This is a genomic window from Micromonospora sp. NPDC047644 (genome assembly GCF_040704315.1).
In the GTDB taxonomy this organism is placed as follows: domain Bacteria; phylum Actinomycetota; class Actinomycetes; order Mycobacteriales; family Micromonosporaceae; genus Micromonospora.
Genome location: NZ_JBEYSY010000002.1, coordinates 430,553 through 452,874, shown reverse-complemented (window position 1 = coordinate 452,874; position 22,322 = coordinate 430,553). Strand labels below are relative to the sequence as shown.

The following is a 22,322-nucleotide window of genomic DNA, read 5'->3' as shown; positions in this document are numbered from 1 at the left end:
ACAGTGCATCCAGAGTGGCCACGCGGGGTGGACGTCAGACCAGTGCCGCCAGCCGCGCGACCAGGTCCGATGGTGGCGGCATCGCGGCGATCTCGCGGCTGACCTGCGCGGCAGCGGTCCGCAGGCGCTCGTCGGTGAGCAGCTGGGTCAGTGCTCCCGCGGTGATGTCCCGGGGACGCAGCGCCAGGCCGGCGCCCCGGCGGGCCACCATCTCGGCGTTCTGCCGCCGGTCCCCGGCACCCGTGGTGGCCAACTGGGGCCGGCCCGCGGCGAGGGCGCCGAGGACACTGCCCGCACCACCGTGGTGCACCAGGGCCGCGCTCGCCGGCAACGCCTCGTCGAGCGGAATCCAGCCGACCACCCGCACGTTGCCGGGCACCGAGCGGGCCGACCGCTCGTCGGGGCGGACCAGCACGATCTCGGCGTCCACCTCGGCGGCGGCGGCCACCACGGCGGGCATCGGCCCCCGGTCTCCGGGGCCGGTGAGGGTGCTGCGGGTGACCAGGATCCGGGGGCGCTCACCCGGCTCGCGCAGCCAGGCCGGCAGCTCCCCGCCGCCGACGTAGGACGTGTAGCGCATCGGCCAGCCGCCCTGCGTGGCGACGCTGGGTGGTGCCACGGCGAGGGCGGCGGCCGGCGCGGGCAGCTCGGTGAGGCCGTGGCGGCGCAGCGCCGCGCCGAGTCGGGCGACGGTGGCGGCGACCAGTTCCCGGCCGTCGAAGAGGGCGTTCTCCTGGCGGACGGCCGGCACGTCGAGCCGCGCGGCGGCTACCGCGCCGGCGACCGCGAACGGCTCGTACAGCACCAGATCCGGGCGCCACCGGGTGGCCAGCGCGACCACCGGGTCGACGATCTGGTCGTTGAGCGTGCCGAACAGCAGGCCGGCGCCCCGGGTGCCGGCGGTGCCGGCCAGCTCCGCCCGCGCGATCAGCGGATGACGGGGAAGGACCCGCATCGCGATGCGGCCGAAGTCGAAGCCCGGCGCGATGTCGTGCACCGGCAGACCTGCCTCGGCGGCGGCCAGCGCTCCGCCGCCGGTGGCCACCAGCACGTCGTGGCCGGCATCGCGGAGTGCGACCGCGAGCGGCACCAGCGGGAAGACGTGACCGACGAGCGGGGCGGAGACCACCAGCACGCGCATGGACCCGATCCTATGTCGACCACAGCCGTCCCCGGGGCCCCGTCTGCTGCCCCGGGGGCGTCGAGCGCGCCGGGGGTGACGCAGGACGGAAGCGCGCTTCTGCTCGCTGATCACGCCGGGAAGGTGGCGTACGGAGGCGGCGGGCTGGGTGAGCGCCGCGTCCCGGAACCGGGCAGCGGTCAGGCCGTCGGCCGCTGGTCGACGATGCGGCGCATCTTGCCCATCGACCGTTCCACGGTGTCGGGGTCGAGGACATCGACCGCGACGCTGACGCCGATGGTGTTCTTGACCAGTTGAACCAGCGTGCCGCCGGCCCGCTCGGCGGCGTCCACGTCGACGTCGGCCCGCCGCTCCACCCGTACCGTGAGGGTGTCCAGCCGGCCGTGCCGATCGAGGACACACTGGAAGTGCGGCGAGAGCTGCGGGGTACGCAGGATCAGCTCCTCGATCTGGGTGGGGAAGATGTTCACTCCACGCAGGATCATCATGTCGTCGGTGCGGCCGGTGATCTTCTCGATCCGGCGCATCGGGCGGGCGGTGCCGGGCAGCAGCCGGGTCAGGTCGCGGGTGCGGTAGCGCACGACCGGCATCGCCTCCTTGGTCAGGGAGGTCAACACCAGCTCACCCCGCTCGCCGTCGGGCAGCACCGTCCCGGTGACCGGGTCGATGATCTCCGGGTAGAAGTGGTCCTCCCAGAGGTGCAGGCCGTCCTTGGTCTCGACGCATTCCGTCGCCACGCCGGGGCCCATCACCTCGGAGAGCCCGTAAATGTCGACGGCGTGGATGTCCAACTGCTGCTCGATCTCGCGGCGCATGTCCTCGGTCCACGGCTCGGCGCCGAAGATGCCCACCCGCAGTGAGGTGGCCCGCGGGTCGATGCCCTGGCGGCGCATCTCGTCGACGATGGCCAGCAGGTAGCTGGGCGTGACCATGATGACCTCGGGCTCGAAGTCGCGGATCAGCATGACCTGACGCTCGGTCATGCCCCCGGAGACCGGGATGACGGTGCAGCCCAGTTCCTCGGCCCCGTAGTGCGCGCCCAGACCGCCGGTGAAGAGCCCGTAGCCGTACGCGACGTGCACCCGGTCGCCGGGGCGGCCGCCGGAGGCGCGGATCGAGCGGGCCATCAGTCGCGCCCAGGTGCGCAGGTCGTCGCGGGTGTAGCCGACCACTGTCGGCCGGCCGGTGGTGCCGGAGGAGGCGTGCAGGCGGGCCACCCGCTCCCGGGGTACGGCGAACATGCCGAACGGGTAGTTCTCCCGCAGCTCCGCCTTGCCCGTGAACGGGAAGCGCGCCAGGTCGTCGAGATCCCGGCAGTCGTCGGGGTGCACCCCGGCCGCGTCGAACGCCCGCCGGTAGTGCGGCACGTTGTCGTACGCGTGCCGCAGCGACCAGCGCAGTCGGTCGCGTTGCAGGGCGCGCAGCTCGTCGATGCCGGCGCGCTCGATCGGCTCCAGCTCCTCGGGACGAGGGGTGCGGTCCTGCATCGGCTGCCTCCTTGGCGCGGCGGTCCCGGTGGGGCTGCGGGTACCGTACGCCCGCCTCCAGCCGGGCCCGGCGGGCGGTCAGCGGGTGGCTGGCAGCCGGTGCAGGGCGTCGACGAGGGGTGCCAGCTCGGGGGTGGCCTCCGCCTGGGCGAGCGCGTCGGTGAGCACCCGGTCGTGGGTGGGTCGGGTCTGGGCGAGCAGTTCGGAGCCGGCCGGGGTCAGCTCGGTGTAGATGCCGCGCCGGTCGTCGGCGCAGAGGATGCGGGTGAGCAGCCCCCGTTGTTCGAGGCGGGTGACCAGTCGGGTGGTGGCGCTGCCGGAGAGCGCGGCGGCGCGGGCGAGTTGGCTCATCCGCATGTGCCAGCCGTCCTGGCGGGAGAGCGCGTCGAGCACCGTGTATTCGACGACGGAGAGGTCGTGGTCGGCCTGTAGCGCCCGCTCCAGGGAGGTCTCGATCAGCCCGTGCAGGGCGGCGAGGGTGCGCCAGCCCTGCGCGCGGATCTCGACCGCGTCGTCGGCGATGCCCATACCGGCCTCCTCGGTGTGATCTGAACGGACCCCAGGCTACCACGCTTGCGCCGATATAAAGCGCGTGCAAGTATTTCGTTGCTGGCGCGTGTAGTTGCACGCGCCGCCTATCTACCTCCACTCGATGGGAAGACCATGCCCGTACCCCAGAAGTCCCTGCCACCCGGCCTGATCGCGCTGGCCATCGGCGCCTTCGGCATCGGGCTCACCGAGTTCGTGATCATGGGGCTGCTGCCCGAGGTGGCCGCCGATTTCGCGGTCACCGAGCCGGTGGCCGGCTGGCTGATCTCCGGCTATGCGCTCAGCGTGGCCGTCGGCGGGGTCGCCCTCACCGCGGCGGTCACCCGCCTGCCGCGCAAACCCGTGCTGCTCGGCCTGATGGTGCTCTTCATCATCGGCAACCTGCTCTCCGCCGTCGCCGGCGACTACGCCGTGATGATGGCCGGTCGGATCGTCGCCGCGCTCTGCCACGGCGCGTTCTTCGGCATCGGCGCCGTGGTCGCCGCCGGGCTGGTCGCACCGGCCCGACGGGCGGGCGCCATCGCCATGATGTTCGCCGGCCTGACCATCGCCAACGTGCTCGGCGTGCCGTTCGGCACCTTCCTCGGGCAGCACTTCGGCTGGCGCTCGACGTTCTGGGCGATCACCGCCATCGGGGTGGTCGCCCTGATCGGCCTGGCCCTGCTGATCCCGGTGGGCGACACCACCAACGCCGACCGCCCGGCCGGCGGGCTGCGCGGCGAGTTGCGCGCCTTCACCCACCCGCAGGTCTGGCTCTCCCTGGTGATCACCGTCCTGGGCTTCGGTGGGATGTTCGGCGCGTTCACCTACATCGCCTACACGCTGACCGAGGTCAGCGGATTCGCCTCCAGCACCGTGCCGTGGCTGCTGGTCCTCTTCGGCGTGGGGCTCTTCGCCGGCAACCTGCTCGGCGGCCGGGCGGCAGACCGGTCGCTGTCGCGCACGCTGGTCACCGTCCTGGCGGTGCTCACCGCGGTGCTCGTCGGCTTCGCGCTGACCGCCACGAATCCGGTGCCGACCATCGTCGCGCTGGTGCTGATGGGCGGCTTCGGGTTCGCCACCGTGCCGCCGCTGCAGATGCGGATCATGCGGTACGCCCACCAGGCGCCGACCCTGGCGTCCGGGGCGAACATCGCCGCGTTCAATCTCGGCAACGCGTTGGGCGCGTGGATCGGCGGGGTGACCATCGCCGCCGGACTCGGCTACACCTCGCCGATCTGGGCCGGCGCCGCACTCACCCTCATCGGTCTGGGCGTACTCCTCGGCGCGCTGCGGCTGGCCCGCCGCGACGAACCGGCGCAGGCCGAGGCGGAGCTGGCGGGGACCGCCGTCTGAGCCTCCTCGACGACGACGCCGGGCCGGGCTGATGCCCGGGCCCGGCGTCGCTTCGATCATCGCCCTGCCATCTTCTCGCAATTGCAAAAGATGTGCAACAAGCTCTGGACAACGGGTCGGCGGCGTAACTAGCCTGATCCTTATGACTCCTTACATTGCGGATCCCTGGGCCTGGCAGGAAAGCTGGGATCGCCAGCAGGAAGCGTTCATGCCGGACCGTGAGCACCGGTTCACCGCCATGCTCGACACCGTCGACGCGGTCCTCGACGACCGACCGCCGCGGGTGCTCGACCTGGCCGGCGGCACCGGCACCATCTCGCTGCGGACCCTCGCTCGCTTCCCCGCCGCCGAGACCACACTGGTCGACCTCGACCCCGCGCTGCTGGCCATTGCCGACGCCTCGCTGGGCGACCGGGCCACCATCGTCACGGCCGACCTCGGCACCCCCGAGTGGCGCTCCACGCTGCCACACCAGGAGTACGACGCCGTGCTCACCGCCACCGCCCTGCACTGGCTGCCGGCCGACCGGCTCGGGCAGCTCTACGCCGAGCTGCGTGACGTGCTGCGGCCGGGCGGCGTCTTCGTCAACGCCGATCACATGCCCGACGACACAGTGCCGGAGCTGACCAAGCGGCTGATGGACCGGGCCCGGAACCGGCGCAACGCCCGGTACGCCGCCGGCTCGGTGCTGTCCTGGTCGGACTGGTGGCAGCGGGCCGGCGCGGACCCGTCGCTCGCTCCGCTGGTCGCCCAGCGGCACGCCATCTACCCGACCGGGCACAGCCCCGAGTGGAACCCACCGGTCTCGTGGCACCTGGCCGCGCTCACCGCGGCCGGATTCAGCGAGGTGGGCACGGTCTGGCGGGGCGGCCCGGACGCCGCCGTCGCGGCGGTGCGCTGACCCGGCCGACGCCGGCGGTGCGCTGACGCCCCTGCCAGGGCGGTGCGCTGACGCCGCCGTCGCCGGCACTACGCTCTGAAGCCGTGCCAGAGCCGTTCGAACCGCGCACCGACCCCGACGTCGACCTGCGCGTCCCCGCCGACCGCCGCGAGTTGACCGCGCGCCCCGCGACGATCCTCGCCGCGATCGCGGCCGGCGGGGTGCTCGGCGCGCTGGCCCGGGCCGGCCTGCAACACGCCGTTGCGCACCCGCCGACCGGCTTTCCCTGGGCCACGTTCACCATCAACACGTCCGGATGCCTGCTGATCGGCGTCCTGATGGCGGTGCTCGGGCACCTCGACGGTGGCCCCCCGCTGGCGCGCCCGTTCCTCGGGGTCGGGGTGCTCGGCGGGTTCACCACCTTCTCCACCTACGCGGTCGACGTGCAGCAGGCGATCGTCGTGGGCGCACCGGGCACGGCGCTGACGTACCTCGCCGCGACGGTGCTCGGCGCGCTCGTCGCGGTCGCCCTGGGCGACGCCGTCACCGCCGGGCTGCTGCGTCGGGTGAGTCGATGACCGTCCTGCTCATCGCACTGGGCGCGGCGGTCGGCGCGCCGCTGCGCTACCTGACCGACCGGGCCGTGCAGTCCCGGCACGGCTCGGCGTTCCCCAGGGGGACGCTGCTCGTCAACGTGGCCGGGTCGCTGCTGCTGGGCGTCCTGGCCGGGTGGCCGGCCGGCCCGGCGGTCAGCGCGTTGCTCGGCACCGGGTTCTGCGGCGCGCTGACCACCTACTCCACCTTCAGCTACGAGACGCTGCGGCTGACCAGGGACGGTCATCGGCTCCTCGCGCTGGCCAACGTGCTCGGCAGCGTGGCCGCCGGGCTCGCCGCGGCCACCGCCGGCTACGCCCTGGCCCGCGCGCTGACCGGCTGACCGCACACCGGCCGGGCCGCTCCCGCTTCGATCCCCACCGACGCCCGGACCTGGGGCGATCCACAACACACCAAGGGTATATACGCGAGGTATACCCTCGGTGTAGTCTGCTGGCATGAGCGTGCCACTGACCCTTCTCGGCCTCCTCGAACGCGAGCCCAGCCACGGCTACGACCTGAAGCGCGACTACGACGCCTTCTTCGGCCGGGGCAAGCCACTGCCGTTCGGCCAGGTCTACTCCACCCTCAGCCGACTGGCCCGCGACGGCAAGGTGGTGATCAGCGACGTCGCCCCCGGCTCCGGCCCCGACCGCAAGCGCTACATCATCACCGACGTCGGCGCGACCGAGGTCGAGCAGTGGCTGACCCAACCGGTCGACCCGGAACCGCACCTGCAGACGGTGCTCTTCGCCAAGGTCGTGCTCGCGCTGATGCTGGACCGGCCGGCCGCCGAATACCTCGACACCCAACGCAGCGCGCACCTGCACCGGATGCGGGAGCTGACCGAGATCAAGCGCGCCGGCGGCCTGGTCGACGCGCTGCTCGCCGACCACGGCCTCTACCACCTGGAGGCTGACCTCCGATGGATCGAGATGACCGGCGCCCGACTGGACGCCCTACGGAAAGAGGTGCGGCCGTGAGCGTCGTGATCGAAGCGCGCGACGTCGAGTTCTCCTTCGGTCAGACGCCGGCCCTGCGGGGTGCCAGCGTCGCCGTGGAGGCGGGCGAGATCCTCGCCGTCATGGGCCCCAGCGGCTCGGGCAAGTCCACCCTGTTGCACTGCCTGGCCGGCATCCTCGTGCCCGACTCCGGCGAGATTCTCTTCGACGGGGCCCGGGTGCACGCCATGGCCGAGACCGAACGCAGCAGCCTGCGCCGGGACCGGTTCGGTTTCGTCTTCCAGTTCGGTCAACTCGTCCCCGAGCTGACCGCCGTGGAGAACGTCGCGCTGCCGCTGCTGCTCAGCGGCGTACACCGCAAGCAGGCGCTACCCCGGGCGCAAGCCTGGTTCGCCCGCCTCGGGTTGGGCGGCCTGGAGCAGCGGCGCTCGGGCGAGCTCTCCGGCGGGCAGGCGCAACGGGTCGCCCTGGCTCGCGGCCTGGTCGCCGAGCCGCAGGTGCTCTTCGCCGACGAGCCGACCGGCGCGCTCGACTCGCTCACCGGCGAGCAGGTGATGGACCTGCTGGTCGGTGCTGCCCGCGAGCAGGGCACCACCGTCATCCTGGTCACCCACGAGCCGAGGATCGCGGCGTACGCCGACCGCGAGGTCATGGTCCGCGACGGGCGCGTGAACGCGCCGGACCGGATCGCCTCGTGATCCGCTTCGGGCTCCGTCTCGCCGTGGCCGGCGGCCGGGAGGCGCTCACCCGCCTGATCGTCATCGCCGCCGCCGTCGCGGTGGGCAGCGGACTGCTGCTGACCACCCTGGCCGGGGTCAACGCGGTCAACTCCCAGCTCACCCGGTACGCGTCGATGTATCCCAGCGCCTCGGCCGGCGACGCCGACCCGCTGTGGTGGTCGAACCGGCAGGACTACTTCCACGGCAAGCAGATCATCCGGATCGACGTCGCCGCGACCGGCTCGACCGCGCCCACCCCGGTCGGTGTCCCGACCACCCCGGGCCCCGGCGAGTACTACGCCTCGCCCGCGTTCCGGGAACTGCTGGCCGGCCACCCGGCGGACCAGTTGGGCGACCGCTACCCGGGGCGTGACCTCGGCACCGTCGGCCCGGCCGCGCTGACCTCGCCGGACACCCTGCTCGTCATCGCCGGCGGCACTGCCGACCAGGTTGCCAAACTGCCCAACGCGCAACAGGTCACCAGCGTCGGCGACACCCCCGCCCTCCCCGAAGCCACGGTGAACCTCATCCTGGGCGTGGTCGCCGGTGGGCTGCTCTTCCCGGTACTGATCTTCATCGGCACCGCCACCCGGCTCAGCGCCGCCCGCCGGGAACAGCGTTTCGCCGCGATGCGTCTGGTCGGCGCGACACCTCGGCAGATCTCGACGGTCGCCGCCGTGGAGGCGGCCGCCGCCGCCGTCGCCGGCACCGCCGTCGGCTTCGGCCTGTTCTACGCCTTGCGCGACCCGCTCGCGGGCATCCCGTTCACCGGCATGCCGTTCTTCCCCAGTGACATGTCCCTGGGGGTGCTGGACGCCCTGCTGGTGGCGCTCGGCGTCCCGGCCGGCGCCGCGGTGGCGGCCCAGGTCTCGCTGCGCCGGGTCCGGATCTCACCGCTGGGCGTCACCCGCCGGGTCACGCCCCGGGCGCCGCGCGCGTACCGGCTGATCCCGATGGCGCTCGGCCTGGCCGTGCTGTTCCTCGCGATCGGCTTCCGGCCCGAGACGTCCGACGGTCAGGCCGCGGTGTTCCTGCCCGGGCTGCTGCTCGTCATGGTCGGCCTGGTCTTCGCCGGCCCCTGGTTGACGATGGTCGGCGCCCGGGTGATGGCCCGGTACGCCAACCGCCCGGCCACGCTCATCGCCGCGCGACGCCTCGCCGACAATCCGAAGGGCGGCTTCCGGGCGATCAGCGGCATCATGCTGGCGCTCTTCGTGACGAGCGTGTCCGTCGGCGTGATCACCACGATCGTCGCCAACCGCGGCCCGGCACCCACCGGCTCGACCGACGCGGGCACGGTGACCACCGTCTTCGACGAGGAGGGAACGTCGGTGCCCGACACGCTCCTCGCCGAGCTGCGGGCGATCCCCGGGGTGCGCTCCGCGACCGCCATTCGCGAGAACCCGGTGGTGACCGACTCCGGCGAGGTCGGGGTGATCGCGTGCGCCGACCTCCCGGGCGAATACGGTCGGTGCGCCGACGGCGCGGGCGTCATCGAGGTGCCGATGGGCCTCAGCCGCTGGCGGGAGTCGGCGTCGTCCGCGACGGTCTGGCCGGCCGCGTCGCTCACCCTCGACGAACTCCAACGGCTGCCGGTCGGGGCGATGGTCGTCGGCACGGACGGTTCCGCCGCCGCCGTCGAGCGCACCCGTACCGTGCTGGAGGTCGCCTTCCCGACCTTCTGGGTGGGGCCGAACGTGCCCGGTGACTTCGAGTCGGACTTCGCGAACACGCTGCGCGGCTGGGAGCAACTGGCCAACGTCGTCATCATCGCCAGCCTCGCACTCGGTGGGTGCAGCCTCGCGGTCAGCGTCATCGGGGGTCTCACCGAACGCCGACGCCCGTTCAGCCTGCTGCGCCTCAGCGGCGCTCCGGTGCGGGTGCTGCGTCGGGTGGTGGCGTTGGAGAGCGCCGTGCCGATGCTCGCCGTCGCCGCAGTCGCCATCGGCATGGGCCTGCTCGCCGCCCACCTGTTCCTCCGGGCGCAGATGGGCTACACCCTCGTCGCGCCGCACCCGGGCTTCTACGTGATCGTCGTGGTCGGGTTGGCCGCCTGCCTCGGCGTCATCGCCTCCACCCTGCCGCTGCTGGACCGCATCACCGGACCGGAGACCGCCCGCAGCGAGTAGTGCTCACCGGATCGGCCCGGTGGTGGTGAGAGCCACCACCGGGCCGAGGACGAAGACGGCGGGTGGGCCGACGCCCTCCCGGGCGGCGACAGCGCCGATCTCGTCCAGCCGGGCGGGCACCGATCGTTGGTCGGGCAGCCCGGCGTCCTGCACGGCCAGCACCGGGCTCTCCGGGGCCCGACCGTGCTCGATCAGCACGGCCGCGATCTTGGCGATGGTGTCGACGGCCATCAGCAGCACGACGGTGCCCCGGGCCCGGGCCAGCGCCGCCCAGTCGACGAGCGAGTCGGGGTGCCCGGGCGGCAGGTGCCCGGACACGACCGTGACGTCGTGCGCCACGCCCCGGTGGGTGACCGGCACGCCGGCGAGGGCCGGTGCGGCGAACGCGCTGCTCACCCCGGGCACCACCGTCACCGGCACACCCGCCGCCACGCAGGCCTGCACCTCCTCGTGACCGCGCCCGAAGACGTACGGGTCGCCGCCCTTGAGCCGGACCACCCGGCGGCCGGCGCGGGCGTGCGACACCAGCGCCTCGTTGATCGCCTCCTGGGCCATCGACGGGCCACGGGGCACCTTCGCGGCGTCGACCACCAGCACGTCGGGGCGCAGCCCGGCCACCAGCCCCTGCGGGGCGAGCCGGTCGACCACAACGACGTCAGCGGCGTCGAGCATGGCCTTCGCGCGTACCGTGATCAGGTCGTCGGGCCCCGGCCCGCCGCCGACCACGGCGACCGAACCGTGGTCGTGGTGTGCGTGCCCGTGGTCGTGGTGTGCGTGCCCGTGATGGTGATGGTGGTGGCCGACCGGGTCGTCGGGGTGGTCGTGCGGGCGTTGCGGGCGACCCACCTTGTCCGCGAAGCCGGGCATCAGCACCCGGTATGCGCAGGTGTCGCAGTTCATCCGGATGTCCCCGCCCAGCGCCTCGGCGTACCGCTCCAGAACGAGGTCGGCGAGGGCGTCACAGTCGCCGATCACCTCGGCGACGCGGACGTCCAGGTCGGGGTGGGCGGCGGCGAACTCCGCCGACTGGGCGACGATCCGGTCCGGCAGCACCCCGGCGAACAGGAAGTACGGCGACACCACGATCCGCCGCGCGCCGAGGCGGCGCAGACGCTCCAGCACGGCCGGCACCGACGGCTGCGCCAGGGAGATGAACCCCGGCTCCACGCCCGCGTAGCCGCGTCCCTCCCAGAGCAGCCGGGCGACCTTGGCGACCTCGGCGTTGGCGTCCGGGTCGGTGGACCCCCGCCCGATCAGCGCCACCCACGTGTCGGCCCGGTCGGCACCAGCCGGCTCCGTGTCGGCCCGGTCGGCGCCGGACAGCGCGCCGTCGATGCGCTCTTCAAGGGCGGTGTGCAGCAGCGGGTGCGGGCCGAGCGGACGGCCGTAGCGGTAGCTCAGCCCGGGATGGCGCTGCTGCTCCCGGGCCATCGCGGCGGGGATGTCGCCCTTGCCGTGACCGGCGCCGGTGAGCACCAGCGGCAGCGCCACCAGCGCCCGGTGCCCCCGGGCGACGAGAGCGCCGACCGCGTCGGTCAGCGGCGGACGGGACAGCTCGATGAAGCCGCCCTCGACGTCGCCGATGTCACCGCGCGCGCGGACCCGCTCGACGAGAGCGGCGAACTGGTCGACCCCGGCCGCGCTGCGCGTACCGTGCCCGACGATGACCAACCCGTTCATGACTTCTCCTCGACGTAGAGCAGGGCGTTGAGGGCGGCGGCGGCGACCGCCGAGCCACCCTTCTCCCCCACGTTGGACACGGCGGGCAGGCCGCTGGCCCGCAGCGCCGCCTTCGACTCGGCAGCGCCCACGAAGCCGACCGGCAGGCCGACCACGAGCGCCGGTGCGGCGTCCACTGTGAGCAGTTCGACGAGCGCGGTGGGCGCGCAGCCGACCACCCAGACCGCGCCGGGCCCGACCCGCTCCCGGGCGATCCGGACGGCCGCCGCCGAACGGGTGATCCCGGCCGAGCGGCCCAGCGCGGCGGCGGCCGGCTCGGCGACCGGGCAGACCAGTTCCAGACCGGCCCGGGTGATGCCGGCGGCGACCATCGCCACGTCGGTGACCACGGGCGCCCCGGCGCGCAGCGCCGCCAGTCCCGCTTCCAGGGCGGCCTCGTCGCAGACCAGCTCGTCGACGTACGCGAGGTCGGCGCTGGCGTGCACCACCCGCTCGGTCACCGCGCGGGTCAGTGGCGGCAGGTGCGACAGGTCGACGCGCTCGCGCAGGATGCGGTACGACTCGGCCTCGATGGGGTGCACGACCCGGCTCATCGGGCTCCTTCACAGGGGTCGGGTTCGACGACGCGGATCGCGTCGACCGGGCAGATCTCCAGGCACTCCAGGCAGCCGGTGCACCGGTCGCCGCGGACGGTGAGGCCACCGGCGACCGGTCTGATCGCGTGGGTGGGGCAGGTGAGCAGGCAGGCGCCGCAGCCCTGGCAGGCGTCGATCGTCACGAACGCCACCGGTACCCCCGGGGTGTGACCATCCGGCCGGCGACCAGCCGCGTGTCGCTGCTGCCCACGACCACGACGCTGTACATGTCGACGATCGCCGGGTCGAGTGTGGAAATTGTGGCGAGGTGCACTCGTTCGCCCGCTCGGCTGGCGTTGCGCACCACGCCCACCGGGGTGTCCGGTGACCGGTGCGCGGCGAGGATGCCGAGCGCCTTGCCGAGCTGCCAGTCGCGGGCCCGGCTGCGCGGGTTGTAGAACAGCGTCACGAAGTCACCCTCGGCCGCGGCGGTCACCCGCCGCTCGATGACGTCCCACGGGGTGTGCAGATCGGACAGGCTCACATAGGCGTGGTCGTGCCCGAGGGGTGCGCCGAGCAGCGCCGCGGCAGCGAGGGCGGCGGTGACCCCGGGGACGCCCACCACCTCGATCCGCTCGTCGGCGTACTCCAGGGCGGGGCTGGCCATCGCGTACACCCCGGCGTCGCCGGAGCCGATCAGCGCGACCGCCCGGCCGGCGGCGGCCTCGGTGACGGCGGCGCGCGCCCGCGCCTCCTCCGCGCCCAGCCCGCTGGAGAGCACCCGGGTGCCGGGGCGGAGCACGTCGCGGACCTGCTCCAGGTACTGGTCGAGGCCGACCACCACGGCGGCACGGCGTAGCTCGGCCACCGCGCGGGGGGTGCGCAGGTCGGCGGCGCCCGGCCCGAGGCCGACGACGGCCAGCCGGCCGCGCGGCGCGTGCCGGGCCACCGCGACGGTGGCCATCGCCGTCGCGGTCTTCCCCACCAGCAGCGTCGCGTCGTCGGCCCGGCCGTCCGGGCCGAGCAGGGCCGCGGCCTCCGCCACGCTCGGCGTGCCGACCGCGGCCCGGACCACCTCGCTGGGGTGCGGCACGTCGACCGCCGCCAGCCGCGTCGCCGGCCAGGTCACCAGGGGTACGCCGAGCGCGTCGACGGTGCTGCGGATGCCCGCCTCGTCGGCCTTGATGTCGGCGGTGGCCAGGCAGCGCAGGCTCGCCGGGTCGAGGCCGGCCTCGGCCAGCACCCGGTGCAGCAGCTCCGCCACCTCGGCGGCGGGTACGCCCCGACTCGCGCCCACGCCGGCGACCAGCGACGGCGGCCGCAGCACGGCGGTCCGCTCGTCGGGCGACACGACCCGGTCGGTGACCAGCAGCCGGTACCCGTCGTCCGTCGGGTCCTCGTCGACCGCGCGCACGTTCGGCGGCAGGGCGGGCAGCGGCCAGTCGGCGTCGGCGATCAGCCGGACCGGCTCGCCGTCCAGGATGGCCCGGGACACCGCGGCGACGGCCCCCTGCACGGGCCAGCCGAGGGTGTCCAGCCCCGGCAGGTCGACCGCGTCGGTGGCCGTGGTGATCACCGGCCGGGCGTCCAGCAGGGCGGCGACCTGCTCGGCGAGGGCGTTGGCTCCGCCGGCGTGCCCACCGAGCAGCGCCACCGCGTGCCGGGCGGCCTCGTCGACGACCACCACCGCCGGGTCGGTGCGCTTGTCGTCGAGCAGCGGCGCGACGATCCGCACCACCGCCCCGGTGGCCAGGAACGCGATGACCGCGTCACACCCGGCCCAGGCGGTCCGCAGCGCGTCGGCGACGGTCTCGCCCTCGACCAGCCGGGCGTGCGGCCAGGCGGCGGCCAGGGTGTCGGCGTGCCGGCGGCCGGCGGCGGTGGCCGCCACCAGACCGATGCGGGCGGACGGGTTCGGTTCGGTCACTGGCGCTCCCCGGTGATGACGACCACCGGGTTGGTGGCCGCGAGGCGGATCGACCCGCCGGGCAGGTCGGCGAGGCGGGCGGCGGAGAGCTGGCTGCCCTCGACCGTGTAGCCGGCGGCACGCAGCAGACCCACGGACGGCGCGACCCGGTCCAGTGCGGCCAGGGTGAGCACCACCCGCTCGGGTTGGCGGGCCACCACGGCGGTGAGGACGTCGACACCGCCACCGCCGACGAAGACCGCGTCGGGCTCGGGGAGGCCGGCCAGCACTGCCGGGGCGCGTCCGCTGACCAGTCGGACGTGCACGGCGTGCGCGGCGGCGTTGGCCCGGACGGCGGCAGCGGCGTCGGCGTCCTGTTCGACGGCGAGCACTGCCGCGCCGAGCAGCGCGCACTCGATGCCGACCGAGCCGCTGCCCGCCCCGATGTCCCAGATCAGCCGGCCCAGTCGGGGTCGCAGCCGGGCGACGACGAGGGCGCGCACCTCCGACTTCGTGATCATGGAGTCGCGGTGGGCGTACCGGTCCTCCGGTAGCGCCCACCCACCGGCCGGCGCGGCGGCGGGCTGGTTGTCGGCGCGCATGCCGGCCGTGCCTCGATCGGGCGCGGCGTCCCCGGACCAGGCGGGCGCGGCGTGGGCTGACGCGGACCCGGCGGGCGCGGACCCGGCCGGCGCGGGGTCGGGGAGGCTGAGCAGGACGTGCGGGTCGGCCCAGGTCTCGGCGGCGGCCCGCTCGGGGGTCACCGCGCGGATCCGTTCGGCGGCGGTGCCCAGGTGCTCGGCGACCAGTAGGCGGCGGGACCAGCCGATCAGGCCGGCGCCCAGCTCGGCCGCGCCGGCGCCGGGCGCGGTGAGCACCGCGACCAGGGGCAGCGCCCGGCAGGCGTTCAACGCCGGGCGCGGATCGCGACCGTGCGCGGTGACCACGGCGGCGCCGTCCCAGGGCAGCCCGGCGCGGGCGAACGCGGCCGCCACACTGGACACCGCCGGCACCACCCGCAGCGGCAGCCCGACCGCGCCTAGCCGCCGGACGATGCCGAACAGGCCGGGATCGCCGCTGGCCAGCACCACGGCCGGCACCCCGGCGGCGACGGCCTCGGCGAGGCGGCGCAGGGCGGGGGCGAGCGGCCCGAGGGTGATGGTGTCCACGCCGGCCGGTACGGGCACCGCGGCCAGGTGCCGGGCGGCCCCGACCACCAGCCCGGCGGTGGCCAGCACCGGTGCGAGCGCGGGGTGCGGGGGTGCGCCCGCCGCGTCCAGGCCGACCACCGTCACGGCGGTCACCGGGGCCGGCGGCGTCGCCGGTGCCATCCGCGTCATCGGGGCCACCGGCCGGACGAGGCGACGACGTGTGCTCCGGCGAAGTCGACCATCGCCACGTCCACGGTCACCGTGGGCCCGGCGAAGCGCCGCAACACCGCCTGGACCCGCTGGCACAGCAGGTCGCCGGCCGGGGCGAGCAGCCCGGCGGCCGCCCACAGCTCGTACGCGTGTCGCCCGGTGTTCGCCTCGGTCACGGCGGCGACGAGCGACGGGTCGCCGCCGGCCTCGGCGGTCACCGCGCCGAGCAGGGAGAGGTCCACCTTGGAGCGGGTGTAGTGGGTCATCAGGATGCCGGCGGCCAGTTTGGCGAGCTTGCCGGCCATGCCGACGAAGACCACACCGGTCATGGCGTCACCGACCGCGGCGGTCACCGCGGCCCCGGTGAAGTCGCCGACCTCGACGAAACAGACCTCGGGCAGGTCGGGCAGGAGCGTACGGGCGGCCCGTTCGGTGCGCCCACCGGTGCAGAGCACCACTGTCGGCTCGCCCTGGGCGGCCATCACGTGCACGGCCTGCACGACGCTGGCCCGCCACGACGCGGTGGAGAACGGGCGGACGATCCCGGTGGTGCCGAGGATCGAGATGCCACCGAGGATGCCGAGGCGACGGTTGGTGGTCTTGCGGGCCATGATCTCGCCCCGGGGCACGCTGATCACCACCCGGACGCCGACCTCGCTGAGGTCGACCACCTCGGCCACGGCGTCGCCGATCATCCGGCGGGGGGTGTCGTTGATCGCCGGGCCGCCGACCGCGAGCCCGAGGCCGGGTTTGGTGACCGTGCCGACGCCGGCGCCGCCGGCCAGCCGCAGGCCGGGCACGTCGGTCCAGTTCACGGTGGCGGTCAGCTCGGCGCCGTGGGTGACGTCCGGGTCGTCCCCGGCGTCCTTGACCACCACCGCCTCGGCCCGGACCGGTGGGGTGCCGGTCACCTCGCAACGCTCGACCGGAAAACGCACCCGCCGTCCGGCCGGCAGCCCGATCTCCACCTCCTGCTGGGTGCTGCCGGTGACCAGCGCGGTGACCGCGGCCTTCGCCGCCGCCGTCGCGCACGCGCCGGTGGTCCAGCCGGTGCGCAGCGCGGTGGGCCGGACCTTCGCGGTCCGCGGCAGGTCCGGCTCGCGCAGCGGCGGCTCGGCGTACGTCATGGTGTGCCGATTCCTCCGGCGCGACCGCCGGCCTGGCGGCGCAGCTCGGCGCGGGCGGCCGGCTCGGCCCGGCGGAAGGTGTGGAAGTGCCCGGGGTGGTAGAGGTGCGAGCGGGTGCCCTCGGCGGCGAGGGCCGGGCCGACCAGGAAGAGGGTGTGCTTCCACAGCTTGTGCTGCTTGACCGTCGCCTCCAGGGTGCCGACCGTGCAGCGCACCACCAGTTCGTCGGGCCAGGTCGCCTGGTACGCCACCACGGCCGGGGTGTCGTCGGGGTAGCCGCCGGCCAGCAGCTCGGCCTGCACCTGCCCGGAGCGGGCGGCGGAGAGGAACAGCGCCATCGTGGTGCCGTGCCGGGCGAAGTCCCGGACCCGCTCGCCGGGCGGCATCGGGGTCTTGCCGCCTTCGAGGCGGGTGAGGATGACCGACTGGGCCACCTCGGGCACTGTCAGCTCCCGCCCGATGATCGCCGCGACGGCGGTGAACGAGGACACCCCGGGCACGATCTCGACGGCCAGGTCGAGCGCCCGGCACAGGTCCAGTTGCTCCTGCACCGCGCCCCACAGCGCCGGGTCGCCGGAGTGGATCCGGGCCACCGTCAGCCCCTGCTCGGCGGCGCGCCGGTAGAGCGGCAGCACACCCTCGATGGGCAGTTGCGACGAGTCGACGATCTCCGCGTCGGGGCGGGCGTGGTCGAGCACGTCGGCGTGCACCAGGCTGGCCGCCCAGATCACGATGTCCGCCTCGGCGATCACCCGGGCGGCCCGCAGGGTCAGCAGGTCCGCCGCCCCCGGGCCGGCACCGACGAACCACACCTTGCCAGCGCTGGTCACAGCTTTCCTCCTCGGTGCTCGCGGCGGGCCGGAACCAGCAGCGTCGACAGGTACGGCAGGTCGTGCCCGGTGTCGTCGACCGGCCCGACGCGTTCGCCGGGCAGACCCAGGCCGCGTCCGAGCACGGCGTCGGCGAGGCGACCCTGACGGCGCAGCTCGGCCAGCAGCTCCGGGTGCCGCCGCCAGCCCTTGTAGACGACCACGGTGCCCGGCCCGGCGAGGGCGTCGGCGAAGAGCGCCAGGCCCGCGGTGGCCGGGAGCAGGGTGAGCGGTTCGCGTCCCTCACAGAGCGGGGTGCCGCTGCGCGCCGCCAACTCCTGCATGGCGGTGACGCCGGGCACCGTCGCCACCCGCACCGCCGGGCGCAGCGCGTGGACGCTCTGGGCCAGGTAACCGAAGGTGGAGTAGACGTTGGGGTCGCCGATGGTGGCGAACGCCAGCGACCGCGCGCCCGCGTCGATCGCCTCGACCACCACCCGGGCGGCATCGTCCCAGGCCGCCGCCCGGCGCGGGGTCACCCCACCCCGGTCGTCGAGCGCGAACGGCAGCCGGCGCAGCCGGTCGGGCGCGACGTGCTCCCGTACCGTCGCCTCGGCCCGCCCGGCGTCCGCACCCGGCGGCGTCGCGTCGGCGGTCGCGGTGGGCATGACCCGGTCCGCCATCACGGGTACGAAGACCAGGTCGGCCTCGCGCAGCAACCGCACCGCCTTGACGGTGAGCAGTTCCGGGTCGCCCGGGCCGACGCCGACCCCGGTGAGCGTGGCGCTCATCGGGCCGCCTCGACAAGCCGGCGGGCCGCGTCCGGGTGACCGGCCCAGTGGGTGTGCAGGTAGGAGGCGTGCACCCGGCCGGCCACAAAGCCGTGCGGGCTGCCGTTCCAGCGCCACGCCGGCGCGTCGCCGTACCCCGGGTCGGTGGTGGTGCGGTGGAACTCGTGGCCGCGTACCGGCTCGCCGGCGCGCGCCACCGGGGATTCGGTGACGGCCACCGCCTCCCGGTAGCCGAGCGTGAGCCGGTCGGTCATCCGGGCGGTCGAGTCCAGCCGACCGCACATCGGTACGCCGTCCAGGGACCGCCCGAGGTAGAGCAGCCCGGCGCACTCGGCCACGATCGGCCCGTCGAAGTCGGCCAGCTCGGCGCGGAGCGTGCTGTTGTCGGCGAGCGCCTGCGCGTACGCCTCGGGGAAACCCCCACCAATGACCACCGCCCGGGTGCCGGTGGGCAGGGTCGGGTCACGCAGCGGGTCGACGGTGACGACGTCCGCGCCGGCCGCGGTGAGCAGTTCGGCGGTCTCCGCGTACGAGAAGGTGAAGGCCGGGCCACCGGCGAGCGCGACCCGTGGCCGTTCGAGGCCGACCGGCCCGCCGACGGCGGCGACCGGGTCCCACGCCGGGCTGGTCAGCGGCGGGGCGGTCCGGGCCAGGTCGAGCACCGCGTCGAGGTCCACAGTGGCCTCGACCAGCTCGGCGAGCGCGGTGACGATCGCGACGGACTCGGGCGCCCGCTCGGCGACCGGCACCAACCCGAGGTGCCGAGCCGGCGCGGCCACCTCGGCGGCGCGGGTCACCGCCCCGAGCACCGGTACGCCCACCTCGGCGAGGGCGTCGCGCAGCAACGTCTCGTGCCGGGGTGAGCCGACCCGGTTGAGGATCACCCCGCCGATCCGTACCGCCGGGTCGAACGCGGCCATGCCGAGGGTGAGCGCGGCGGCCGACCGGCCCTGCGCGGTGGTGTCCAGCACCAGCAACACGGGTGCCTCGATCAGCCGGGCGACGTGCGCGGTGGAGGCGAAGTCGCGCCGGCCCACCGCGCCGTCGTGCAGGCCCATGACACCCTCGACCACGGCGATGTCGGCGGGCGTGGGGACGCTCGCGCCGCGTCGCAGCAGGGCGGCGATCCGGTCCGCGCCGACCAGGAACGGGTCGAGGTTGCGCCCGGCCCGCCCGGCGGCGAGGGCGTGGTAGCCGGGGTCGATGTAGTCGGGGCCGACCTTGTGCGGGCTGACCGTCAGGCCCCGTCGGCGCAGCGCGGCCAGCAGCCCGGTGGCCACAGTGGTCTTGCCGTGGCCGCTGGCCGGGGCGGCGACCACCACCCGGGGCAGCGCCCAGTGCGTGCTCACCACTCGATGCCCTTCTGGCCCTTCTGGCCGGCGTCCATCGGGTGCTTGATCTTGGTCAGCTCGGCGACCAGGTCGGCGGCGGCGACCAGGCGCGGGTCGGCGTCCCGGCCGGTGATCACGACGTGTTGGAAGCCGGGGCGGTCGGCCAGGGTGGCGACGACCTCGTCGACGTCCACCCAGCCCCACTTCATCGGGTAGGTGAACTCGTCCAACACGTACAGCCCGTAGCGCTCGGCGGCCAGGTCACGCTGGATCTGCCGCCAGCCCTCCAGGGCGTCGGCGGCGTGGTCGGCGTCGCCGCCGCGCTGGATCCAGGACCAGCCCTCGCCCATCTTGTGCCAGGCCACCGGCGCGCCCTGGCCGGTGCGCTCGTGCACCTCGTCGAGGGCCCGGAAGGCGTTCTCCTCGCCCACCCGCCACTTGGCGCTCTTGACGAACTGGAACACCCCGACCGGAAGCCCGGCCGTCCAGGCCCGCAGCGCCAGCCCGAAGGCCGCTGTCGACTTCCCCTTCATCTGCCCGGTGTGGACGATCAACAGTGGCCGGTGCCGCCGCTGCCGGGTCGTCAACCCGTCCTGCGGCACCGAACTCGGCTGTCCCTGCGGCATCAGCCCGTCCCCCGTCCCGCGGCTCTCCCCGCGATCTTGCAGTTTCTGCTGGTCATATGCGTGCTTGGTCTCTTATGCCGCGACAGGAAGTGCAAGATCGCGGGGGCGGGGGTGGGTCAGGGACTCCAGGGGGGTTTTGGGGGCACTTAGCTGGGTGGCCAGGCGGGCGGCCAGGTGCAGGCGGACCGGGCCCGTCTCGCAGTCGACGACCACGCAGGGGGCGCCGGTGGCGGCCAGGACCTGTGCCGCCGCTGCCGCCCGGTCCAGCGGGCGGGTGCCCGCGGTGGCCCTCCCGTCGGTGACGATGAGGACCAGAGGGCGGCGCTTCGGGTCGCGCAGGCGCTCCACCCGCAACAGGTCCGCGGCGGCCAGCAGCCCCTCGGCCAGCGGCGTACGGCCGCCGGTCGGCAGCTCGGCCAGCCGGGTCGAGGCGGCCAGCACCGACGAGGTCGCCGGCAGCAGGGTCCGGGCACCGCCACCCCGGAACGCGATCACCGCGACCTTGTCCCGCCGCTGATAGGCGTCGGTGAGCAGGGCGAGCACCGCGTCCTTCACCGTGGCCATCCGCTGCCGGGCGCCCATCGAGCCGCTCGCGTCCACCACGAACAGCACCAGGTTGCCCTCGCGGCCCTCACGAACCGCCTCGCGCAGGTCGTCGCGGCCCAGCCGCAGCGGACCGGTCACCCGGCCCCGGGCCGCCTGGTGCGGCGCGGCGGCCCGGATCGTGGCCGGCAGGTGCAGCGCGCCGACCCGACCCACCGGTACCCGGGCGCCGGTGGTGCGACCCCGCCCGGTCCGGGCCCGCGAGCGCCGGCCCGGCACCCCGTCACCCAGGCCGGGCGCGGTCAGCGTCCGCGCCCGCAGCCCACCCCGGGGTACGGCCACCGGCTGGGACTCGCCGCCGGGGGTCGGTGCGTCGGCACCGGTCGCCGAGTGCCCACCACCGCGCGGGCGCGAGTTCGGACTGTCGTCACCCCGATCGGCCTGCCGGTGCTGCGGCCAGTCGTCGTCGCCCCGGTCGCCCGGCTGGCGCTGCGGCCAGTCATCGGTGCCAGCGCCGGCACGCGCCGTCGGGTGCTCCGCCGAACCCGGTTCACCCTGGTCGACGCCGTCACCGCCGCGGTCGCCGCCCTGCGGGCCGCCGCCCCCTGGTCCGCCCCCGGCCGGACCACCCCCACCGGCCGGACCACCGCCACCGGCCGGGCCACCGCCCTGTGGGCCGCCGTCCGGGTCACTGTCGTCCGGGCCCCGGTCGTCGGGGCCAGCGTCGTCCGGGTCGTCGGGGTGGGCGTCCTGGGCGCGCTGCAACGCCTCGTCGAGGCGCTTCTCGTCCAGCCCCGGGGTGTCGAACGGGTCGCGGCGGCGGCGGTGCGGCAGGGCCAGCCGGGCCGCCACCCGGACGTCGTCGATGGTGACCCGGTCCCGGCCGTGCCAGGCGGCGTGGGCGAGGGCGGTACGGGCGGTGACGATGTCGGCCCGCATCCCGTCCACGTCGAACGCCGCGCACACCTCGGCGATCTGCCGCAACGCGGCGTCCGGCAGTCGTACCCCGGGAAGTCGGCGACGGGCGGCGGCCACCTGGGCGGCGATCTGGGCGTCGGCGTCGGCCCAACGGGCGGCGAAGCCGACCGGGTCCGCGTCGGCGGCCAGCCGGCGGCGGACCACCTCGACCCGGATCTCCGGGTCCCGGCTGGCACCCACCTCGACGGTGAGCCCGAACCGGTCGAGCAGCTGCGGGCGCAGCTCCCCCTCCTCCGGGTTCATGGTGCCGACCAGCAGGAACCGGGCCGCGTGGCTGACCGAGACGCCCTCCCGCTCGACGTGGCTGCGGCCCATCGCCGCCGCGTCGAGCAGCAGGTCGACGAGGTGGTCGTGCAGCAGGTTGACCTCGTCGACGTAGAGCACACCCCGGTGCGCGGCGGCGAGCAGGCCCGGCTCGAAGGCGCGTACCCCCTCGCCGATCGCCTTCTCCAGATCCAGCGCACCGACCACCCGGTCCTCGGCGGCGCCCACCGGCAGTTCGACGAGGCGGGCCGGACGGGTCTCGGCGGCGACGTCGGCCGGGTGCGGGCCGTCCGGGCAGGCCGGGTCGGGCTCGGCCGGGTCACAGCCGAAACGGCAGCCGGCCACCCGCCGGACCGGGGGCAGCAGCGCGGCGAGGGCCCGCACGGCGGTGGACTTGGCGGTCCCCTTCTCACCCCGGACCAGCACCCCGCCGATCGCCGGGGAGACCGCGTTGAGCAGCAACGCCAGCCGCATGTCGGCCATGCCGAGCACCGCGCTGAACGGATAAATCGCCACTGCGCCTTCTTTCGTTCGC

General features: G+C 74.8%; 21 protein-coding genes. 7 read left to right on the top strand and 14 right to left on the bottom strand.

Annotation, left to right across the window (positions count from 1 at the left end; translation table 11 throughout):
- Positions 1-34: 34 nt before the first annotated feature.
- The 3 genes from AB0877_RS05270 to AB0877_RS05260 all read right to left on the bottom strand — a co-directional run bounded on the left by AB0877_RS05270 (position 35) and on the right by AB0877_RS05260 (position 3,156).
- Positions 35-1,141 (bottom strand): nucleotide disphospho-sugar-binding domain-containing protein, encoded by a 1,107-nt coding sequence (locus tag AB0877_RS05270; protein WP_366606833.1) that lies wholly within the window; start codon positions 1,139-1,141, stop codon positions 35-37.
- A 179-nt stretch (positions 1,142-1,320) separates the two neighbouring features.
- Positions 1,321-2,628, bottom strand: a complete 1,308-nt coding sequence (paaK, locus tag AB0877_RS05265) for a phenylacetate--CoA ligase PaaK (protein ID WP_366606831.1) — start codon at positions 2,626-2,628, stop codon at positions 1,321-1,323.
- A gap of 78 nt (positions 2,629-2,706) precedes the next feature.
- Positions 2,707-3,156, bottom strand: a complete 450-nt coding sequence (locus AB0877_RS05260) for a MarR family transcriptional regulator (RefSeq protein ID WP_238679395.1) — start codon at positions 3,154-3,156, stop codon at positions 2,707-2,709.
- Positions 3,157-3,291: 135 nt separating this feature from the next.
- On the opposite strand from AB0877_RS05260, the gene AB0877_RS05255 reads away from it, so the two are divergent.
- The 7 genes from AB0877_RS05255 (at position 3,292) to AB0877_RS05225 (ending at position 9,796) form a co-directional block, all read left to right on the top strand.
- Positions 3,292-4,512: an MFS transporter gene (locus AB0877_RS05255; protein WP_366606830.1), complete on the top strand. Its 1,221-nt coding sequence runs from the start codon at positions 3,292-3,294 to the stop codon at positions 4,510-4,512.
- Between the two features lie 142 nt (positions 4,513-4,654).
- A complete protein-coding gene (locus AB0877_RS05250; protein ID WP_366606828.1) occupies positions 4,655-5,413 on the top strand; it encodes a class I SAM-dependent methyltransferase in 759 nt (252 codons plus the stop codon).
- Between the two features lie 83 nt (positions 5,414-5,496).
- Positions 5,497-5,970, top strand: a complete 474-nt coding sequence (locus AB0877_RS05245) for a CrcB family protein (RefSeq protein ID WP_366606827.1) — start codon at positions 5,497-5,499, stop codon at positions 5,968-5,970.
- Entirely contained in the window at positions 5,967-6,329 is a 363-nt protein-coding gene (crcB, locus tag AB0877_RS05240; protein ID WP_366606825.1) for a fluoride efflux transporter CrcB, read from the top strand. The genes AB0877_RS05245 and crcB overlap by 4 nt, the downstream gene beginning before the upstream one ends.
- A 115-nt stretch (positions 6,330-6,444) precedes the next feature.
- Positions 6,445-6,969 carry a PadR family transcriptional regulator gene (locus tag AB0877_RS05235; protein ID WP_099853936.1) on the top strand — a complete coding sequence of 175 codons (525 nt, stop codon included), beginning with the start codon at positions 6,445-6,447 and terminating at the stop codon, positions 6,967-6,969.
- Positions 6,966-7,646, top strand: coding sequence for an ABC transporter ATP-binding protein (locus tag AB0877_RS05230; RefSeq protein ID WP_366606823.1), 681 nt, complete (start codon positions 6,966-6,968; stop codon positions 7,644-7,646). Before AB0877_RS05235 ends, AB0877_RS05230 begins: the two co-directional genes overlap by 4 nt.
- Positions 7,643-9,796 (top strand): FtsX-like permease family protein, encoded by a 2,154-nt coding sequence (locus AB0877_RS05225; protein ID WP_366606821.1) that lies wholly within the window; start codon positions 7,643-7,645, stop codon positions 9,794-9,796. The genes AB0877_RS05230 and AB0877_RS05225 overlap by 4 nt, the downstream gene beginning before the upstream one ends.
- A gap of 3 nt (positions 9,797-9,799) precedes the next feature.
- On the opposite strand, the gene cobA is transcribed toward AB0877_RS05225, so the two are convergent.
- From cobA to AB0877_RS05170, 11 genes are all read right to left on the bottom strand, one after another.
- Positions 9,800-11,476 carry a uroporphyrinogen-III C-methyltransferase gene (gene cobA / locus AB0877_RS05220; RefSeq protein ID WP_366606819.1) on the bottom strand — a complete coding sequence of 559 codons (1,677 nt, stop codon included), beginning with the start codon at positions 11,474-11,476 and terminating at the stop codon, positions 9,800-9,802.
- Positions 11,473-12,069, bottom strand: coding sequence for a precorrin-8X methylmutase (locus AB0877_RS05215; RefSeq protein ID WP_366606817.1), 597 nt, complete (start codon positions 12,067-12,069; stop codon positions 11,473-11,475). The genes cobA and AB0877_RS05215 overlap by 4 nt, the downstream gene beginning before the upstream one ends.
- Positions 12,066-12,263, bottom strand: coding sequence for a 4Fe-4S binding protein (locus tag AB0877_RS05210; RefSeq protein ID WP_366606816.1), 198 nt, complete (start codon positions 12,261-12,263; stop codon positions 12,066-12,068). The genes AB0877_RS05215 and AB0877_RS05210 overlap by 4 nt, the downstream gene beginning before the upstream one ends.
- Positions 12,251-13,978: a precorrin-3B C(17)-methyltransferase gene (gene cobJ / locus AB0877_RS05205; protein ID WP_366606814.1), complete on the bottom strand. Its 1,728-nt coding sequence runs from the start codon at positions 13,976-13,978 to the stop codon at positions 12,251-12,253. Before cobJ ends, AB0877_RS05210 begins: the two co-directional genes overlap by 13 nt.
- Positions 13,975-15,297, bottom strand: coding sequence for a precorrin-6y C5,15-methyltransferase (decarboxylating) subunit CbiE (cbiE, locus tag AB0877_RS05200; protein ID WP_366606813.1), 1,323 nt, complete (start codon positions 15,295-15,297; stop codon positions 13,975-13,977). Before cbiE ends, cobJ begins: the two co-directional genes overlap by 4 nt.
- Entirely contained in the window at positions 15,294-16,445 is a 1,152-nt protein-coding gene (locus AB0877_RS05195; RefSeq protein WP_366606811.1) for a cobalt-precorrin-5B (C(1))-methyltransferase, read from the bottom strand. The genes cbiE and AB0877_RS05195 overlap by 4 nt, the downstream gene beginning before the upstream one ends.
- Positions 16,442-17,275: a precorrin-4 C(11)-methyltransferase gene (gene cobM, locus AB0877_RS05190; RefSeq protein WP_366606809.1), complete on the bottom strand. Its 834-nt coding sequence runs from the start codon at positions 17,273-17,275 to the stop codon at positions 16,442-16,444. Before cobM ends, AB0877_RS05195 begins: the two co-directional genes overlap by 4 nt.
- Entirely contained in the window at positions 17,272-18,045 is a 774-nt protein-coding gene (gene cobI, locus AB0877_RS05185; protein ID WP_366606808.1) for a precorrin-2 C(20)-methyltransferase, read from the bottom strand. The genes cobM and cobI overlap by 4 nt, the downstream gene beginning before the upstream one ends.
- On the bottom strand, positions 18,042-19,397 hold the full coding sequence (locus AB0877_RS05180) for a cobyrinate a,c-diamide synthase (protein ID WP_366606806.1): 1,356 nt from the start codon (positions 19,395-19,397) through the stop codon (positions 18,042-18,044). Before AB0877_RS05180 ends, cobI begins: the two co-directional genes overlap by 4 nt.
- On the bottom strand, positions 19,391-20,002 hold the full coding sequence (cobO, locus tag AB0877_RS05175) for a cob(I)yrinic acid a,c-diamide adenosyltransferase (protein WP_366606804.1): 612 nt from the start codon (positions 20,000-20,002) through the stop codon (positions 19,391-19,393). Before cobO ends, AB0877_RS05180 begins: the two co-directional genes overlap by 7 nt.
- Positions 20,003-20,074: 72 nt before the next feature.
- On the bottom strand, positions 20,075-22,270 hold the full coding sequence (locus tag AB0877_RS05170; RefSeq protein ID WP_366607106.1) for a VWA domain-containing protein: 2,196 nt from the start codon (positions 22,268-22,270) through the stop codon (positions 20,075-20,077).
- Positions 22,271-22,322: the final 52 nt, after the last annotated feature.

Bases quoted from the DNA above. Each gene is read 5' to 3' on its own strand.
- AB0877_RS05270 (WP_366606833.1), bottom strand. From the start codon at position 1,141: ATGCGCGTGCTGGTGGTCTCCGCCCCGCTCGTCGGTCACGTCTTCCCG.
- paaK (WP_366606831.1), bottom strand. From the start codon at position 2,628: ATGCAGGACCGCACCCCTCGTCCCGAGGAGCTGGAGCCGATCGAGCGC.
- AB0877_RS05260 (WP_238679395.1), bottom strand. From the start codon at position 3,156: ATGGGCATCGCCGACGACGCGGTCGAGATCCGCGCGCAGGGCTGGCGC.
- AB0877_RS05255 (WP_366606830.1), top strand. From the start codon at position 3,292: ATGCCCGTACCCCAGAAGTCCCTGCCACCCGGCCTGATCGCGCTGGCC.
- AB0877_RS05250 (WP_366606828.1), top strand. From the start codon at position 4,655: ATGACTCCTTACATTGCGGATCCCTGGGCCTGGCAGGAAAGCTGGGAT.
- crcB (WP_366606825.1), top strand. From the start codon at position 5,967: ATGACCGTCCTGCTCATCGCACTGGGCGCGGCGGTCGGCGCGCCGCTG.
- AB0877_RS05235 (WP_099853936.1), top strand. From the start codon at position 6,445: ATGAGCGTGCCACTGACCCTTCTCGGCCTCCTCGAACGCGAGCCCAGC.
- cobA (WP_366606819.1), bottom strand. From the start codon at position 11,476: ATGAACGGGTTGGTCATCGTCGGGCACGGTACGCGCAGCGCGGCCGGG.
- AB0877_RS05215 (WP_366606817.1), bottom strand. From the start codon at position 12,069: ATGAGCCGGGTCGTGCACCCCATCGAGGCCGAGTCGTACCGCATCCTG.
- cbiE (WP_366606813.1), bottom strand. From the start codon at position 15,297: ATGACGCGGATGGCACCGGCGACGCCGCCGGCCCCGGTGACCGCCGTG.
- AB0877_RS05195 (WP_366606811.1), bottom strand. From the start codon at position 16,445: ATGACGTACGCCGAGCCGCCGCTGCGCGAGCCGGACCTGCCGCGGACC.
- cobI (WP_366606808.1), bottom strand. From the start codon at position 18,045: ATGAGCGCCACGCTCACCGGGGTCGGCGTCGGCCCGGGCGACCCGGAA.
- cobO (WP_366606804.1), bottom strand. From the start codon at position 20,002: ATGCCGCAGGGACAGCCGAGTTCGGTGCCGCAGGACGGGTTGACGACC.
- AB0877_RS05170 (WP_366607106.1), bottom strand. From the start codon at position 22,270: ATGGCCGACATGCGGCTGGCGTTGCTGCTCAACGCGGTCTCCCCGGCG.